This is a genomic window from Pseudomonas nitroreducens, from assembly GCF_024170165.1.
Classification (GTDB): domain Bacteria; phylum Pseudomonadota; class Gammaproteobacteria; order Pseudomonadales; family Pseudomonadaceae; genus Pseudomonas; species Pseudomonas nitroreducens_C.
Map to the genome: position 1 here is coordinate 196,429 of NZ_JALJXP010000010.1, position 16,305 is coordinate 212,733.

Sequence of the window (16,305 nt, forward strand, 5' to 3'; positions counted from 1 at the left end):
GGCCGCGACGCAATGACTTACCACTGGTAACCGAGACCGACGGCGACGCCGGCGTCACCCTGGCTGCTGGTGCTGCCCTGCAGCTTGGTGACCCATTTGCCGTTGTCGGAGATGCGCGAGACGCCAACCGCCAGGGCGCCCTGGCCGCGGTAGTTGCCCAGCCCGACGGTGGCCATGCTGGCCCCGGCCGAGTGCGGCTGCGGCAGGGTCGCCATGGCCATGGCCCCGGCGATACCGGCGCTGAGGATGTCGTCCTGCTTCTTCAGGTCGTGGCGCAGCGCGTTGTAGCGGGAGTCGGTGTAGTCGTAGAACTGGTTGGAGATGTCACCCATGCTCTGCTGCAACTGGCTGACGTTCACCGCGTCGGTCGGCGCGGTGCCGGCGGCGACGTTGGTGATCTGCCGCTCGTTGCCGGCGCTGCCCACCGAGACGCTGTTGGCGCGGTCGGCCACCGAGTTGGCGCCCAGTGCCACCGAGTTCTGCGCCTGGGCGCTGGAACCGTTGCCCAGGGCCGTGGCGTTGGCGCCGCTGGCCCGCGCGCGGGTGCCGATGGCGGCACTGTTGCTGCCCGAGGCCTCGGCCCCGGCACCGCCGGCTACTGCGTCGGTGCCGGTGGGACGTGGCTTGGGCAGGTTGCTGCTGTTGTTTACCTGGAACATGCCATCAGTGCCGTTCTGCAGCTGGGTAATGTCGGTCTTCGCCTGGGTGACGCGATTGTCGACGTTGTTGATGGTGCTGTTGATCGTGTCGCCGTGGTCGCGCAGCTGGGAGACGTTGACCGCATCGGTATCGGCCTCGCCGGCCTTGACGTTGGTGATCTGCCGTTCGTTGCCGGCACTGCCCACCGAGACGCTGTTGTCGCGATCGGCCACCGAGTCGGCGCCCAGGGCCACGCTGTTGGCGGCCTCGGCACTGGCCCCGGCACCGATGGCCGAGCTACGCTCGCCGGTGGCGGCAGCGCCGTCACCCATGGCCACCGAGGAACTGCCGGTGGCGCTGGAGCCGGTGCCTACCGCCGTAGCGCCCTCACCGCTGGCAGCAGCGTTGCTGCCGATGGCGCTGGCGTTGCTGGCACTGGCATTGGCGCCGTCCCCCATGGCCAGGGACGAGGTCCCGGAAGCCTGGGCGGCCGGGCCGACGGCGATGGAGTCAGCACCGCTGGCAACCGAGTCGGCTTTCTGCGAGTTGGCGTGGAAGTACTTGATGCCGCCCAGGGTGATGTTGTTGATCTGGGTGGTCACCTCGTACAGCTGCGAGCCGTTCACTGCATCGGTGGAAGTGGAGTTGATATCGCCGGCGGCGACGTTGGTGATCTTGCTCGGCCCACGCCCGGCCCGATTGGCGCTGAACGCACCCTCCTGATTGTTGGCGTCCGGGTCCCAGAGCAGCGCGTCCTGGGCCAGCTGGTCGGTACGGTCGGCTACACCCTTGAGTTGCGAGACGTTCACCGCGTCGGTTTCATCGGCACCGGCGGCGACGTTGGTCACTCGACGCTCGGCACCGGCGGAACCAACCGAGACTTCGCCCGCCGGCAAAAGCCCGGAGACGACCGCGCCGTTTGGCACGAATGCCGGATTGGCGAGTTTGGCCGTCGTCGTGCTGTTGGCCCCCAGGGCCACGCTATTGTCCGCAGAAGCGCTGGCATTGCGGCCCAGCGCCAGGGCGCTGTCACCCGTTGCCCCGGCCTGGTAGCCGACGGCCGTGGAGCCCTGCCCCTTGGCGTAGGCATCCTCTACCGGCAGGCCCTGGTCATTGGTGCGCACGTAGCGAATGCCACGGCCGTTCGTGGCAACGTTGGCCTCGCTGTCGTCACCGAAGACGTTGCTCACGCGGTTATCGACATGGGTCACGCGGTTGTCGACGTTGGTGACGTTCTCGTTGGTCTCGTTGAGCTGCGACATGTTCACTGCGTCGCTGTCATCCGAACCCCGGGCGACGTTGGTGATCTTCGTGCCACCGGTCTTGGTCACCGCGTTGTAGGTATCGCCCTGCATCACCACCTTGTTGTAGTTGATGGTGCCGGTGACCGGGTCGCGCTCGTACTTCACCGCGCCGGCGTCGCCATCGGCCACCTGGTCGCCCAGGGCCTTGAGCTGGCTGACGTTGACACCGTCGGTGTCGGCGGCGCCCGCCGCCAGGTTGGTCAGGCGGCGTTCACTGCCGCTGGAGCCGATGGAGACCTCTCCGGTGGCCGTACTGGCGGCAACACTGGTGGCGCCGGCCGGGACGTAGCCGGACAAGGCCAATTGGGTGGCCGTGCGGTTCGCCACGCTATCGGCACCCAGGGCGACGCTCCTGTTGGTCTGAGCGCTGGCACCGCGCCCGAGAGCCATGCTCCCGGATGCCCCGGCTTGGGTATTGGCGTCACGTCCCAGGGCAATGCTCTCGGACGCAGCAGCGCTGGCCTCGCGACCTAGCGCCACGGCGTCGGATGATGTGGCGCTAGCCTCGCGACCGATAGCAACCGAGTTGCTCTTGGTCACACTGCTGCCAGTACCCAGCGCGATGCCGTTACTGACATCCGCCGAAACGATGCTGCCATTGCCCATGGCCATGCTGTTGCTGGCACGGTCACCGACGATTGTGCCGGTACCCAGCGCAACGGTATTGCTCGCGTTGATTCCGATCCGACTACCGCTGCCCAAGGCCAGGCCATTGCTGGAGTTGGTACCGACCACGGCAGCGCTGCCCAATGCGACGGAATTGGTTGCGCCGGTCACGGCGGACGTACCCAGAGCCAGCGAATTGTTGGCATTGGCCTTGGCGCCATTGCCTAGCGCCGCTGCGCTCTTCGCGCCTGCGGCGACTTGGCTGCCACTACCCAGCGCGAGGCTGTTGTCAGCGCCCTGGTTGACCGTGGCGCCGCGCCCCAGGGCAGCCGAACCATCCGCTGCCGCCAAGGTGCCAGTGCCCAGCGCGGTGGCATTGCTGTTGGTGGCATTGCTACTTGCGCCCAGGGCCACCGAATTGGCGCCGACCACCCCGCTTTTGTGGCCCAGCGCCAGGCTGCCGGTGGATATTTCGCCCGAAGCGGAGTTGACCACCGAGGCACTGGAGCCCAGGGCTATCGAGTCCGCCGCATCGACGGTGGCCGCCGTGCCGAGGGCCAGGCCGTTTTCAGCACCGGCCTCGACGTTTGCGGTACTGCCCAGCGCAACGGAGCCCCTCGCACCGGCCACCGAGCTTTCGCCCAGGGCGGTGGATCTGGAGGCCTGCGCACTGGCGCTGTAGCCCAGGGCAGTGGCGTTGCTCGCATTTTCGGCGACCTGACTGTTGTTGCCCAGCGCCAGGCTGTCGGTGGCGCCATGGCTGACCGTCGCACCGTTGCCCAGGGTCAGCGCGTCGTTGGACAGGGTCTGCGCCCCGTTGCCGATGGCGATGCCTCTGGCACCCTGCACCTGGGCATCGTTGCCGACCGCCAGGCCCTGGCTGGAACTGTCGCCCACTTTGGCTCCAGCGCCGATGGCGGTGGCTTGGCGGCTCTGGCTGGTTGCCCCACGGCCCACCGCCAGGCCACTCTCAGCGTCAGCAGTGGCTCCATAACCGACCGCCGTGGAGCCCTGCCCCTTGGCGTAGGCGTCAGTCACCGGCAGGCCGTTGTCGTTGGTGCGGACGTAACGAATGCCGCGGCCGTTCTGCTGGATGTTGGTGGTGCTGTCGTCACCGAAGACGTTGCTCACGCGGTTATCGACATGGGTGACGTTCTGGTTGGTCTGGTACAGCTGCGAGCCATTCACCGCATCGGTGGAGGTGTTGCTGACGTTACCCGGAGCAACGTTGGTGATCTTGTTCCGTTGGCTGCCGCCATGGCTGGCGCTGAACGCGCCCAGGGTCTCGTCCCAGAGCAGTGCGTCCTGGGCGATTTGACCAGTCACACCCTTGAGCTGGGCGACGTTGACTGCATCGCTATCGGCACTGCCGGCAGCCACGCCGGTGATCTGCCGGTACACGCCGGTGCTGGCGTCCCCCACGGCGACGGCACCCTGGGTGCTGGTGGTGGCGTTGATGGCATCGGCCTGGGCCTGGGTCACGCCGATGGGCACATAGCCTGCCTGGTTGGCGGTGGTACTTGCGATGGAGCCGGCGCCCAGTGCCACGCCGCCGAGGGTGTTGGCCTTGGCGCCAGTGCCCAGCGCCATGGCGTTCTGCTCAGTGGTCACGGCGTTGTTGCCGATGGCGATGGCATCGGCGCCGGAGGCGCTGGTGCCATTGGCATCGTTGACGTTGCCGATAGCCATGGAGTTGCTGCCATCGATCTTGTTGTTCAGACCGATTCGGCCGCCGTTGACGAACAGTTCGTTGCCCAGGGTCAGCGAGTTGGTGCCATCCTTCTGCGTTCCGGTACCGTAGAACAGCACCCGACCGGTCTGGGTCGACTTGTCCGAAGACAGGCAATTGGCATTGTTGCCGTCGTACTTCCAGCCCATATAGCCGTCCTTACCGGTGTCATGCATGTAATTGCAACCCTGGTTGGACCCGCTGTCGTTGACGTACAGGCCGGCATTGCCTTCCACCAAACCTTCCTTGGTCTCGGCCGCGCCGGTGAGCCCGCTGGCTGCCAAGCCAATACTCAGCGCCAGCAGCGACAGCGCCAGTTTCAGCGGACGGCTTGCGCCGGCACCACGACGACCACTCTTGCCGACGCGACTGGTCAGCTCCGAGGCAACGCACCAGGTGGCGCGACTGCGCGACCACACCAGACGATAAATCCTGTTCATGAGAAGCTCCTTCCAGGGGGCCTGCCCCTGGATTTCTGCAAAGGGAAATCAGCGGGAGGACAGCTGCAGGGCGCGGCTGGACTGGATCAGTTGCGGGCGCTCCATGGCCGTCGGGCGCGACTGCTGCAGCGCGCGCTCGTAAAGGCGCAGTGCGCCGGCGTGGTCCTGGCGGACGTAGTCGAGGTAGCCACCAGCGAACAGCCCGGCCTCGGTGCGCAGGTCACGCTTGACTGCGTCGGGGGCCTGCAGGCCATCGATCTGGGCGAACACTGCGGAGCTGTCGGACTTGCCCTGGAACAGCGCGAGCAGGGCGCGCTGGTGCTCGTCGACCGGCTTGATGGCACGGGCGAGCTTTTCCACCCGAGCCTTGGTAACGGCCGGTTTGACGCCGGCGTCGCTGCCCTGGCGCGCGCTCACCCAGAGGTTCCAGAGGCCGGCGTAGGCCTGGACCTGCGGATTGGGAGAGGTCTTCTGCAGTTCGGCGAAGGCCTTGCCGGCCTGGTCGAAGCGCCCCAGCGCGGCGAGGTTCACCGCCGACGGCAGGGCAATCACCGCGGCCTGGTCACTGCCCTTGAGGGCGTCGTAGAACTGCCGGGCGCGCATGTGGCGGCCGCCGGCATCCTCGATGAAGGCCTGCTCGGCCAGGGCACGGGTGCCACCCTGCCCTTGCGCGCCGGCTTCGCGCAGCAGCGCCTGGGCCGAGGCCAGGTCGCCTTCGAGCAGTTGCTCGTGCGCCAGCATTACCAGAGGCTGCGCGACGGATTGCACGGTGGGTCGCGCGGCAGGTTGAGCGGCGCCCGGAGGTACGGGTTGGGCCGGGCCGGCGAGGGCCGAACCGGTGGCGACCAGCAGGGCCAGGGCGATGGCGGAGAGCTTGCCGGAGCGAGTCCGGTCGGCAGTTTTCGAAGGAAGGTTCATGGCGGCAACTCCTGTAAAAGTTCGAGTTGCTGTCATGCTAAGAACGACCCGGGCAAAGCGAACTCAGAGTCCTCCCCGCTCCGCCATCAGAGTTTTTCGGCAGTCAGGTGGGCGCCGCCAGGGCCAGTTCCAGCTCCAGGTCGATGACCAGGCGCTCGACATTGCGCTCGATGCCCATCCGTCCGTTCAAGCGCTGCGCCAGGCGCAGCAGGTACTGCTGCAGGATGATGCTGCTAACCCCTCCCGAGCCCTGCAGCTCCAGCCGCACCAATAACTGCCCCGGCTGCACCGCACGCGCGGCGAGCATGATTTCCAGCGGCTCGCCGAGCAGCTCCAGCGCGGCGCCCAGCCAGTGGCCGAACAGCCCGGCATCCAGCCAGGCATGCAAGGGATGCAGACAACGGTTGTCGAAACGGCAATCGGGATACACCGCCCGGCAGCGCTCGATGATCGCGCCGATTTCGCAGGGCTGCTGCACCGGCGCCGGGTGGTCTTCGCGCGGGTTGCTGGTACTCCTGCGCTGGCGCAGCGCCTGGAACAGGCGGGCCAGCCCGGGAGTGGCCGGGTGCAGTTCGAGGCGCGTCAGGTGGGTGGCCAGTTCCTCCAGCGCCGCGGTGTCGATCTCGCGCAAGCGATGCAGCTGCGCCTCGGCGGCCAGGGCCCGATCACGCCACTCGAGCAGCTCGCCTTCGCTGTCGGTGATGTCCTGCAAACCTCCCAGCACGCCGGTCGGCTGGCCGCTGGAGTCACGACAGGGGACCATCCAGGCATGCAGCACGCGGTACCTGCCGCGCAATTCCGCGCGCAGGGTGACGCTGACCGGCACGCCCTTGTCGACCACCGCCTGGAACTTGCCCGGCAAACTCTCCCGGAACTGCAGCGGCAACCACGGGCTTTCGGCCAGCGGCGTGCCGAGCGCCTCTTCCGCGCCGACGTCATGAAAGTCGAGGAAGCGCTGGTTGCAGAACAGCAGTCGACCATCGACGCCACGCACGAACATCGGATTGGGTGCGGCATCGACCAGCTCGCGCAGCATGCCGATTTCCGCCGGCAGCGGCTCGGCCACCGCCGCACCGGGTGAACTGTCCGGCACCAGCCCGTTGCGCCGGGCAATGTCCGCCAGCTCGACGCTGGAGCCGACACGCAGTTTCTCCAGCAGGTGCGCCTTGTAGGTGCTCACCGTCTTGAAGCTGATGCGCAACTGCTCGGCGATGCGCACGTTGGAATGCCCCTCGGCGATCAGCTGCAGCACGGACAGCTCGCGGGGGGTCAGGCTGCCCAGCACATTCTCCGGGCCTGACTGCATGTACTCGCGGGCGAAGTGACCGCGCCCGGCCAGCACATCGGCGATGGCCTTGAGCAGCAGCGGAGCACTTTCGCTCTTGCTGACGAAACCCGCGGCGCCGGCCTGGAAGCACAGCGGGGCGAAGTGCGCCGGGTTCTGCCGGCTGTAGACCAGCACCTTCTGCCGCGCATCGCGCGCGCGCAGGCGGCGCAGCAGATCGAGCCCGCCGGCGCCCGGCAGGATCAGTTCGAGAATCACCAGGTCCGGCCGGTTTTCCCGCGCCAGGCTCAATGCCGTGGGCACGTCAACCGCCTCCCCTGCCACCTCGTGGCCCATCTCCTCCAGCAAAATGCGCAAGGCATCGCGCACAATCGGTGTCGCATCCGCGAGCAAAACCCTGGCCATAGCTTTCCTGCCTTGTCCGAATTCCATCTCCCTGGCGCAACAGCATAGGCACATCTGCTCATCGGCACCGGAAGCACACCGCTCATCGGAATGATGGCCATGCGCCATTTTCCGAATGATTCGACGACCAGGATTTAACGCCGCCATAACTTTCCCGGCTCAACCATGGACTCGTCCGCCACGCGAATCCCTGGAGAATGACCATGGAGTTGAATTCTCTCTCGCTCGCCATGCTGGTCCTGACCTTCGTTGCCTCGCTGAAATCCCGTTCCGGGCACCGCCCGGTGAACGGCTGGATCGAGGAGGCACGACTCTACCCCGGAGCGATTGCACTGAAGGCCAAGCTGGACACCGGCGCTCTCACCTCGTCCATGGACGCGCGGGATATCCGCTACTTCAAGCGGAACTCGCAGCAGTGGGTCAGGTTCCGCGTGGTCGGCAGGCATCGCGACAGCGGCGAAGCGTTCAGCCAGGAGTTCGAGCGCCCGCTGGTGCGCCGGGTGAAGCTGCGCGGTGCCGGTGGAGTCGACCATCGCCCGGTGGTGACGATGGAAATAGGCATCGGCCAGCAGATGCTGGTCGAGGAGTTCTCCCTGCGCGACCGCAAGGACATGCTCTACCCGCTGCTGCTGGGCCGCCGCACCCTGGAGCGCATCGGCCCGGTGGACACCCGCCGCACCTTCACCCAGGCACCCCGGCACTAGCCGCGCGCGGACGGGCCTCGCGCCATGTCCAGCGCCGCCGCCTGCTCGTCCACCAGTTGACGGAACAACTCCAGCGAGCGCGAGCGCGAATCGCTGCGCCAGATCAGCCAGGTGTTCAGCCGGGCGAACTCCCCCGCCATCGGCCAGGCACTGACCGAGGCGCTGCCGGGCATGTTGCTCAGCATGCTGCGCGGCATCACTGCCAGGCCCCCGCCGGCGCTCACGCAGGCGAGCATGCTGTGGTAGGACTCCAGTTCGCGGATGGCACCGGGGGCCGCGCCATCGGCGGCGAACCAGCGCTCGAAGTGGTGGCGGTAGGAGCAGTTGTCGCGGAACACGTAGATCATCTCGCCATCCGCATCCCGCCCACGCTGGATAGCCGCGTGGTGCGACGGCGCCACCACCAGCATCTCCTCGTCGAACACCGGCACGCCCTCCAGCGCCGGATGCTTTATCGGCCCGTCGACGAAGGCGGCGATCAGCTCGCCGGCAATCACCCCGTCGATCATCTCGCCCGACGGCCCGGTGGACAGGTCCAGTTCCACCTTCGGGTACTGCTGGTGGTAGCGCGCCAGCAGGCGCGGAATGCGCACCGCCGCCGTACTTTCCAGCGAGCCGATGGGGAAACGCCCGGTAGGCTCCTTGCCGGACACCACCACCCGCGCCTCTTCCACCAGACCGAGGATGCGCGTGGCGTAGACGAGGAAGTCATGCCCGGCCAGGGACAGCCGCAGGCGGTTGTTCTCGCGGATGAACAGCTCGGCGTCGAGGTCCGCTTCCAGCTGCTTGATCCGCGTGGTCAGGTTGGACGGCACGCGGTGCATGGCCTGCGCGGCCGCGGCGATGCTCTTGTGGGCCGCCACGGCGCAGAAGATTTCCAACTGGACCAGGTCCATATCATTCTCCAAACGAGAGCGTAATCGTCATTATTATTCAGTTTTCATAAGCATCAATCAACGCGACACTGGCTCGCACAGACACCCGACCGGCCCACCCGGCCCACTTCCAGGAGCGAGCCATGAGCATCTCCCCGCAGACCCACGCGATCTCCCGCAACCCCGCCACCGGCGAGGTGATCGACAGCTACGCCTTCGAGTCCGCCGCGACGCTGGAGCAATCCCTGGCCCGCGCCGCCCAGGGCTACGCCTCCTGGAAGCGCACGCCCATCGAGCAGCGCGCCGCCGCCCTGATACGCCTCGGCCAGGCCCTGCGCGCCAACGCCGCTGCCCTCGCCGCCACCATCACCGCCGAGATGGGCAAGCCCGTCACCCAGGCCCGCGGCGAAGTGGAAAAGTGCGCCGGCCTGTGCGACTGGTACGCCGCCAACGGCCCGCAGATGCTCGCCCCGGAGCCGACCAGCGTCGAGCACGAGCGCGCCTGGATCGAATACCGTCCGCTGGGCCCGATCCTCGCGGTGATGCCGTGGAATTTCCCCATCTGGCAGGTGCTGCGCGGCGCCGTGCCGGCGCTGCTGGCGGGCAACACCTATGTGCTCAAGCACGCGCCCAACGTCATGGGCAGCGCCTACCTGATGCTGCAGGCGTTCCAGCAGGCGGACTTCCCGGCCGGCGCCTTCGAGGTGATCAACGTCGGCAATGACCTGGTGTCCCAGGCCATCCGCGACGAGCGCATCGCCGCCGTTACCGTGACCGGCAGCGTGCGCGCCGGCTCCGCGATCGGCTCCCAGGCTGGCGCCGCGCTGAAGAAGTGCGTGCTGGAGCTGGGCGGTTCGGACGCCTTCATCGTGCTCGCCGATGCCGACCTCGACGTCGCCGTCAAAGCCGCCGTCGCCGGGCGTTTCCAGAACTCCGGGCAGGTCTGCGCCGCGGCCAAGCGCTTCATCATCGAGGACAGCATCGCCGACGCCTTCACCGAGCGCTTCGTCGCCGCGACCCGCGAACTGGTGATGGGCGACCCGACCCAGGCGCAGACCTACGTCGGCCCCATGGCCCGCTTCGACCTGCGCGACGAGCTGGACGACCAGGTGCAGCGCACCCTGGCCGAAGGCGCCACCCTGCTGCTGGGCGGCGGCAAGGCCGAAGGCACGGGCAACTTCTACCAGCCCACGGTGCTGGGCGATGTCACCCCGGACATGACCTCGTTCCGCGAGGAACTGTTCGGCCCGGTGGCCTCGATCATCCGCGCCAGGGACGCCCGCCACGCGCTGGAGCTGGCCAACGACAGCGACTTCGGCCTGACCGCCACGGTGTTCACCGCCGACCTCGCCCGCGCCCGGCAGATGACCGCCGAGCTCGACGTCGGCGGCGTGTTCATCAACGGCTACAGCGCCAGCGACCCCCGCGTCGGCTTCGGCGGCGTGAAGAAGAGCGGCTTCGGTCGCGAGCTGTCGCACTTCGGCGTGCGCGAGTTCTGCAACGCGCAGACCGTCTGGGTCGACCGCCGCTAAAACACCCGGCGCAAAAAAGGCGGCCCACCTGAAGAGGTGGGCCGCCTACCAACACAGCACGCTACGATTCGTCAGTCCTGTTGTGCGACACCTCCTTGCACCGATGCGGTTGCGCCAGAAGTAACGGGCGAGAGGACGCCGGAGACCACCTGCCAGGTCATCGACAGCGCGCCGATGATGAACACCACGTCACCGAAAGTGCGCACCCAGCGCAGGGTCTGCAGCAGCGGCTGCTGCATGAAGGCTTCGCTGCGGGCGTACCACAGGCCGACGTCGACGCTGGCGTGGAACTGGATGATGCCGATCGGCAGCAGGCTGGTGGAAAGCATCAGCACCAGGCCGCCGTTGAGGCACCAGAAGGCGGTCTTCATCAGCCGCTCGTTGAACTGCAGGTCCGGGCGGATGTAGCGCAGCACCAGCAGGGTGAAGCCCAGGGCGAGGAAGCCGTACACCCCGAACAGCGCAGCGTGGGCGTGGGTCGGCGTGGTGTTCAGGCCCTGGATGTAATACAGCGAGATGGGCGGGTTGATCATGAAGCCGAAGACCCCGGCGCCGAGCATGTTCCAGAAGGCCACGGCGACGAAGCAGGCCAGCGGCCATTTCACCCGCTGCATCCAGGCGGCGCGGTTCTTCAGCCGCCAGTTCTCCCAGGCCTCGTAGCCCAGCACCACTAGCGGCACCACTTCCAGGGCGCTGAAGGTGGCGCCGACCGCCATCACCGGCGTGGTGGTGCCGGAGAAATACAGGTGGTGGAAGGTGCCCGGCACGCCGCCGAGCATGAACAGCGAGGCCGAGGCCAGGCTCGCGGTGGTGGCGGCGCGCACGCTCACCAGGCCCATGCTGGAGAAGATGAAGGCCAGTGCAGTGGTGGCGAAGACCTCGAAGAAACCCTCCACCCACAGGTGCACCACCCACCAGCGCCAGTACTCCATCACCGACAGGTTGGTGCGCTCGCCATAGGACAGGCCGGCACCGTAGAACAGGCCGATGGCGATCACCGAAGCGGACAGCAGCGCCAGCAGGTTCTTGTCGCCCGGCTTGCGGAACGCCGGGAGGATGCCGCGCAGCATCAGGGCGAGCCAGAAGGCGATGCCGAGGAACTTGCCGATCTGCCACAGACGGCCGAGGTCGACGTACTCATAGCCCTGGTGGCCCAGCCAGAAATTCCACTGCGGCGGCAGGATCTGCGCGATGGCCAGGAAGTTGCCGACGAAGGAGCCCAGCACCACCACGACCAGCGCCCAGAACAGGATGTCGACGCCCAGCTTCTGGTATTTCGGGTCCTTGCCGCCGTTGATGATCGGCGCGAGGAACAGCCCGGCGGCGAGGAAGCCGGTGGCGATCCAGAACAGCGCGCTCTGGATGTGCCAGGTGCGCAACAGCGAATAGGGGAACCACTGCGACAGCGGTATGCCGTAGAAGTCCTGGCCTTCCACGGTGTAGTGGGCGGTGCCGCCGCCCAGCATGACCTGGAAGGTGAACAGCCCCACCACCAGCAGCAGGTACTTGCCCAGGGCCTTCTGCGAAGGCGTCAGGCCGACCAGGCTGATCGGGTCGTGCAGCGGCGGGTGCGGCTCCTCTTCTTCCTTGCGCAGGAAGGCCCAGGCCCAGACCAGGAAACCGACGCCGGCGATCAGCAGCACCACGCTGACGATGGACCACATGACGTTCTCGGCGGTCGGCTGGTTGCCGATCAGCGGCTCGTGGGGCCAGTTGTTGGTGTAGGTGGCGACGGAGTTCGGGCGCTCGGTGGCGGCGGCCCAGGCAGTCCAGAAGAAGAAGTGGGTCATCGCTTCACGCCGCTCCAGGCTCGGCAGCGTGTTCTCCTTCATTGCGAAATGCTGGCGGCTGGGCTGCAGCGCCGGGTCGTTGCCGAACAGGGCGACGTAGTAAGCGGCGGTCTGGCGGATCGCTTCGACGCGGCGCTCGCTCAGGGTCAGCACGCCGTTGTCGGTACGGTTCTGCCGGTATTCACGTTGCAGGCGATTGCGCAGCACGGCCTGCTGGTCGCTGTCGAGCTCGCCGAAAGCCTTGCCGTACAGCTCGTGGGCGCCGATGTCGAGCCAGGCGGTCAGCTCGCGGTGCAGCCAGTCGGCGGTCCAGTCCGGCGCCTGGTAGGCGCCGTGGCCCCAGATGGAGCCGAGCTGCATGCCGCCGACGCTCTGCCAGGCGGTCTGCCCGTCGAGGATGTCGGTACCGGTGAACAGGTGCTCGCCGGAGGCACTGCGCACCTCATCCGGGATCGGCGGCGCCTGGCGGTAAACCTCGCGGCCGAAGTAGCCGAGGATACCGAAGGTCACTGCCAGCACCGCCAGCAATGTCCACCAGAGTTTGCGGTATTCACCCATGGCACACCTCCGGGGAGGCGGCCACGGCTGCGCAAGCGGCGGTGTCTTCGCAGGCTGAATGTCCTAAAGTGTTTTCGGGCGAATCGTCGTACATGATGCGACTCCTGTGTCAGGCTTATCCTTCAGATGGCAAGCCGCGTGCCACCCGATAACACTTTTGGAATCAAGTACCTGGAAAGCAGAAGAGTCTAAATGACCGCTCACGCAACGGGTTCAAAAGACCTCATCAAGGTAAAAAGTACCTCCTTCCTCAACCGGCTCCTGGCGGACCTGCCCAGCGACCTGCCGGCCGCCGTGCGCCTGCAACGCCTGGTCGCCGCCCTGCGCGACGAATTCAGCTGCAGCGCGGTGGTGCTGCTGCGCCTGGATGGCGACCGCCTGCAGACCCAGGCCGCCGTCGGGCTGGACCTTGAAGTGCTGGGGCGCAGCTTCCAGGTCGAGCGCCACCCTCGCCTGGCACGCATCCTCGAGGAGCGCGAACCGGTGCGGTTCGCCGCCGACAGCGAACTGCCCGATCCTTATGACGGCCTGCTGCAGGACAGCCCCGACAAGCCCCTGCCCGTGCATGACTGCATGGGCATGAGCCTGCGCGTGCAGGACCGCTTGTGGGGCACGGTGACCCTCGACGCGCTGCGCCCTGGCAGCTTCGATGCCTCCGTGGCGCGGCGCCTGCAGGAATGCGCGCCGCTGATCGAGACGGCGCTGCGCATCGGCCAGCTGGAAAACGAAGTGCGCGGCCTGCGCCTGGCGCGCAGCGGCCTGGTGGAACCGGCGGTGGAGTCGCAGAGCAGTATTCTCGGCGACAGCCCGGTGCTGCGCGGCCTGCTCAATGAGCTGAAGATCGTCGCCGACGCCGAACTGCCGGTGTTGCTGCAGGGCGAGACCGGGGTCGGCAAGGAGCTGTTCGCCCACTGGCTGCACGCCAACTCGCCGCGGGCGCGCAAGCCGATGGTGCACGTCAACTGCGCGGCGCTGCCGGAAAGCCTCGCCGAGAGCGAGCTGTTCGGTCACGTGCGCGGGGCCTTCTCCGGCGCCACCCAGGACCGCCAGGGCCGCTTCGAGACGGCCAGCGGCGGCACCCTGTTCCTCGACGAGATCGGCGAGCTGCCGCTGGCGATCCAGGCCAAGCTGCTGCGCGCCCTGCAGAGCGGCGAGATCCAGCGCCTGGGCGCGGACCGGCCGAAGCACGTGGATGTGCGGATCATCGCGGCGACCAACCGCAACCTCATCGAGGAAGTGCGCGAGGGGCGTTTCCGCGCCGACCTCTATCACCGACTCTCGGTCTACCCGGTGCACATCCCGCCGCTGCGCGAGCGCGGCCACGACGTGCTGATGCTCGCCGGGCATTTCCTCGAACTGAACCGCGCGCGCTTGGGGCTGCGCTGCCTGCGCCTGAGCGCGGAGGCCGAGCGCACGGTGCTGGCCTACGCCTGGCCGGGCAACGTGCGCGAGCTGGAACATGTGATCAGCCGGGCGGCGTTGAAGGTGCTCAGCCAGGCGGACTCACGCCACGCGCTGCTGAGCATCGAAGCGGCCGGCCTGGGCCTGGAGGTGACGACCCATCCGGCGCCGGCGATGGTCTCCACGCGGGCAGCCGGCGAGACGCCCTACTCCCTGCAGGCCGCGGTGGACGACTACCAGCGCCAGTTGCTGCAGGACGCCCTGTTGCGTCACAACGGCAAGTGGGCCAGCGCCGCCCGCGCCCTGGAGATGGACCCGAGCAACCTGCGCAAGCTGGCGCGGCGGCTGAACCTGCTGTGATCTGGCGAGTGCGCGAGAAGCGCTCGGCCTGCTCGCCGCCCAGGTAGGCGTCGAGGGCCATTTCCACCCGTGCCTCCACCGCAGGTTTCGATTGCCTGCGCGCTACCGGACGGGCAAGAGACTCGCGAGCGCTTCACCCGCCAATCCCTTCTTGGCCTGCCGGAATTCACGCCGCCAATGCGCCCTGGCTCTCGGTCAACCGAGCCAGCGACCCGTCGTCGAAGAAGGCACCTGGGAAACACGTCAGCCATTTCCCAAGCTCCTACCAGATAGGGTGGAATCCCTCTCAAGGCCTGGATGCCGGGCAGCGAGCGAAGCTAAAGTAGCCGCACATTATCGACAGTACGCCGCTCATTACAGGCACGTTCCTGAATGATCGCCTTGGCGAAAGAAGCCGCGCACAGCACAGACATGAACCGGAAATGCCGAACGGCGCGGATCAGGTAAAGGAGTTTTGCGATAACGCAAAAGACGCGGGCCGACGGTGGTAGCACACCGTCGGCCCGCTAACCACAACCAGCTAAACAGGAGCTGACCATGGCTGGCGCCAATCATACGTCACACACCGCCCCAACTGAACGCCGCAATGCAGAGCGGTTCGTCCCGCTGGAAGGTGCTTCGCAACACTGCATCAACCCACGCAATGCCACGCTGTACCTGAACGCGGACGCACCCGCCGATGCGTTGTACGACGCAGCGGAGCATCGATTGATGTCACTGATCGAGCTGCTCACCACACTACGCCAGGGCGACCCGGAGCAGAGCCCCAGCTGCGCGGTCAGTCGTTCGCTGTTGTTGCTGGCCTCCGATGCTTGGTCGTTGTATCAGGCGGACCATGAGCAGCGGGGCAGGCAGCGGTAAATCGCAGGCAATAAAAAACCCCAGCCGTTGGCTGGGGTTTTTATTCAAATCAGGGCTGGAATTTATACAAAACACCCAACTCATCCAAGATATTCGAATCAGGCAAACCCTCTATATTCAAAGCCACCCGTTCACCTGCTCGAATTTTGCCGACTGCGATTCTCGTCATTGTGAAGGAAAGCCCGCAGTGGTTTTTGAGGAAGGCTCTAAATTTGGCATTATCAAATCTTGGCGCCCTGCCATGAACCAATAGCATCATATGCTGCATCTCCTATATCCAGGCCTTGATTTCAAAAGGACGCAAAAGCTGCTCATTTCTCCACCCTTCAATACAAGATACAAATTACGCATAAGGCTATGCAGAAAACCATAAATGTAAACCGCCCAATCTGCTCCCCGCCTGCATCACCAGCGTATCTCAAATAAAGATGCGGACCATACATTGTCATATCATATAAATATGCAAAAACATTAACCAGAAATATACTTTGCAAAACAATTCGCGTGGCTCCGTCAAGGGCTGACTTAGCATTAATTCCGCTCAATACAAAAATAACCATTGCCAAGAAGACTAAAAATGAAATCTTTAGCCGTTCATCCAGCCTGTTTAGCAAAATATACTTGCGCATCATTTTCATCACCCCTTAAGTATTCATTTACTCAAGAAAAAAGCAAGAAAAAAGGGGGCAGATTTATTTTCTGCACACTAATAATGACCCGTCAGCTAGCATTAGGCTAGGAAAAATATATTCGCCAAATTCTTCCGCTACGGTGAAAGCGTTCTAATAATCTCTACAACTCCCTTCCACTTTCTAACCACAAAAACAACAGATAAGAAAATCGAAAAAATCGGTAAGAAAAATTTAAAAATTATAGATTGAACTGCATCACTCACATC

The 16,305-nt window shown here is 65.6% G+C and carries 10 protein-coding genes; 4 read left to right on the forward strand and 6 right to left on the reverse strand.

Features of this window, described 5'->3' with window-relative positions; translation table 11 throughout:
* Positions 1-17: 17 nt before the first annotated feature.
* The 3 genes from J2T47_RS20330 to J2T47_RS20340 form a co-directional block, all read right to left on the reverse strand.
* Positions 18-4,718 carry a YadA-like family protein gene (locus J2T47_RS20330; protein WP_253450860.1) on the reverse strand — a complete coding sequence of 1,567 codons (4,701 nt, stop codon included), beginning with the start codon at positions 4,716-4,718 and terminating at the stop codon, positions 18-20.
* A gap of 48 nt (positions 4,719-4,766) precedes the next feature.
* A complete protein-coding gene (locus J2T47_RS20335) occupies positions 4,767-5,636 on the reverse strand; it encodes a hypothetical protein (RefSeq protein WP_253450862.1) in 870 nt (289 codons plus the stop codon).
* 103 nt (positions 5,637-5,739) lie between these two features.
* Positions 5,740-7,473 (reverse strand): LuxR C-terminal-related transcriptional regulator, encoded by a 1,734-nt coding sequence (locus J2T47_RS20340; protein ID WP_367399511.1) that lies wholly within the window; start codon positions 7,471-7,473, stop codon positions 5,740-5,742.
* Positions 7,474-7,529: 56 nt separating this feature from the next.
* Between J2T47_RS20340 and J2T47_RS20345 the strand changes: the two genes are divergently transcribed.
* Positions 7,530-8,030, forward strand: coding sequence for an ATP-dependent zinc protease family protein (locus tag J2T47_RS20345; protein WP_253450864.1), 501 nt, complete (start codon positions 7,530-7,532; stop codon positions 8,028-8,030).
* On the opposite strand, the gene ptrR is transcribed toward J2T47_RS20345, so the two are convergent.
* Positions 8,027-8,926 carry a putrescine utilization regulator PtrR gene (gene ptrR / locus J2T47_RS20350; protein ID WP_253450866.1) on the reverse strand — a complete coding sequence of 300 codons (900 nt, stop codon included), beginning with the start codon at positions 8,924-8,926 and terminating at the stop codon, positions 8,027-8,029. The two genes, J2T47_RS20345 and ptrR, sit on opposite strands and share 4 nt — an antisense overlap.
* Positions 8,927-9,048: 122 nt before the next feature.
* Between ptrR and J2T47_RS20355 the strand changes: the two genes are divergently transcribed.
* Complete coding sequence (locus J2T47_RS20355) at positions 9,049-10,437, forward strand: aldehyde dehydrogenase family protein (RefSeq protein WP_253450868.1); 1,389 nt, start codon at positions 9,049-9,051, stop codon at positions 10,435-10,437.
* 71 nt (positions 10,438-10,508) lie between these two features.
* Here J2T47_RS20355 and J2T47_RS20360 read toward each other — a convergent pair whose 3' ends face one another.
* A complete protein-coding gene (locus J2T47_RS20360; RefSeq protein WP_253450870.1) occupies positions 10,509-12,785 on the reverse strand; it encodes a nitric-oxide reductase large subunit in 2,277 nt (758 codons plus the stop codon).
* A gap of 192 nt (positions 12,786-12,977) precedes the next feature.
* On the opposite strand from J2T47_RS20360, the gene norR reads away from it, so the two are divergent.
* Both norR and J2T47_RS20370 read left to right on the forward strand, forming a co-directional pair.
* Positions 12,978-14,546 carry a nitric oxide reductase transcriptional regulator NorR gene (norR, locus tag J2T47_RS20365; protein ID WP_253450872.1) on the forward strand — a complete coding sequence of 523 codons (1,569 nt, stop codon included), beginning with the start codon at positions 12,978-12,980 and terminating at the stop codon, positions 14,544-14,546.
* A gap of 537 nt (positions 14,547-15,083) precedes the next feature.
* On the forward strand, positions 15,084-15,407 hold the full coding sequence (locus tag J2T47_RS20370; RefSeq protein WP_253450874.1) for a hypothetical protein: 324 nt from the start codon (positions 15,084-15,086) through the stop codon (positions 15,405-15,407).
* Between the two features lie 49 nt (positions 15,408-15,456).
* On the opposite strand, the gene J2T47_RS20375 is transcribed toward J2T47_RS20370, so the two are convergent.
* On the reverse strand, positions 15,457-15,675 hold the full coding sequence (locus J2T47_RS20375) for a hypothetical protein (RefSeq protein WP_253450875.1): 219 nt from the start codon (positions 15,673-15,675) through the stop codon (positions 15,457-15,459).
* Between the last annotated feature and the right edge of the window lie 630 nt (positions 15,676-16,305).

Bases quoted from the DNA above. Each gene is read 5' to 3' on its own strand.
- J2T47_RS20330 (WP_253450860.1), bottom strand. From the start codon at position 4,718: ATGAACAGGATTTATCGTCTGGTGTGGTCGCGCAGTCGCGCCACCTGG.
- J2T47_RS20335 (WP_253450862.1), bottom strand. From the start codon at position 5,636: ATGAACCTTCCTTCGAAAACTGCCGACCGGACTCGCTCCGGCAAGCTC.
- J2T47_RS20340 (WP_367399511.1), bottom strand. From the start codon at position 7,473: ATGGCGGCGTTAAATCCTGGTCGTCGAATCATTCGGAAAATGGCGCAT.
- J2T47_RS20345 (WP_253450864.1), top strand. From the start codon at position 7,530: ATGGAGTTGAATTCTCTCTCGCTCGCCATGCTGGTCCTGACCTTCGTT.
- ptrR (WP_253450866.1), bottom strand. From the start codon at position 8,926: ATGGACCTGGTCCAGTTGGAAATCTTCTGCGCCGTGGCGGCCCACAAG.
- J2T47_RS20355 (WP_253450868.1), top strand. From the start codon at position 9,049: ATGAGCATCTCCCCGCAGACCCACGCGATCTCCCGCAACCCCGCCACC.
- J2T47_RS20360 (WP_253450870.1), bottom strand. From the start codon at position 12,785: ATGGGTGAATACCGCAAACTCTGGTGGACATTGCTGGCGGTGCTGGCA.
- norR (WP_253450872.1), top strand. From the start codon at position 12,978: ATGACCGCTCACGCAACGGGTTCAAAAGACCTCATCAAGGTAAAAAGT.
- J2T47_RS20370 (WP_253450874.1), top strand. From the start codon at position 15,084: ATGGCTGGCGCCAATCATACGTCACACACCGCCCCAACTGAACGCCGC.
- J2T47_RS20375 (WP_253450875.1), bottom strand. From the start codon at position 15,675: ATGCAGCATATGATGCTATTGGTTCATGGCAGGGCGCCAAGATTTGAT.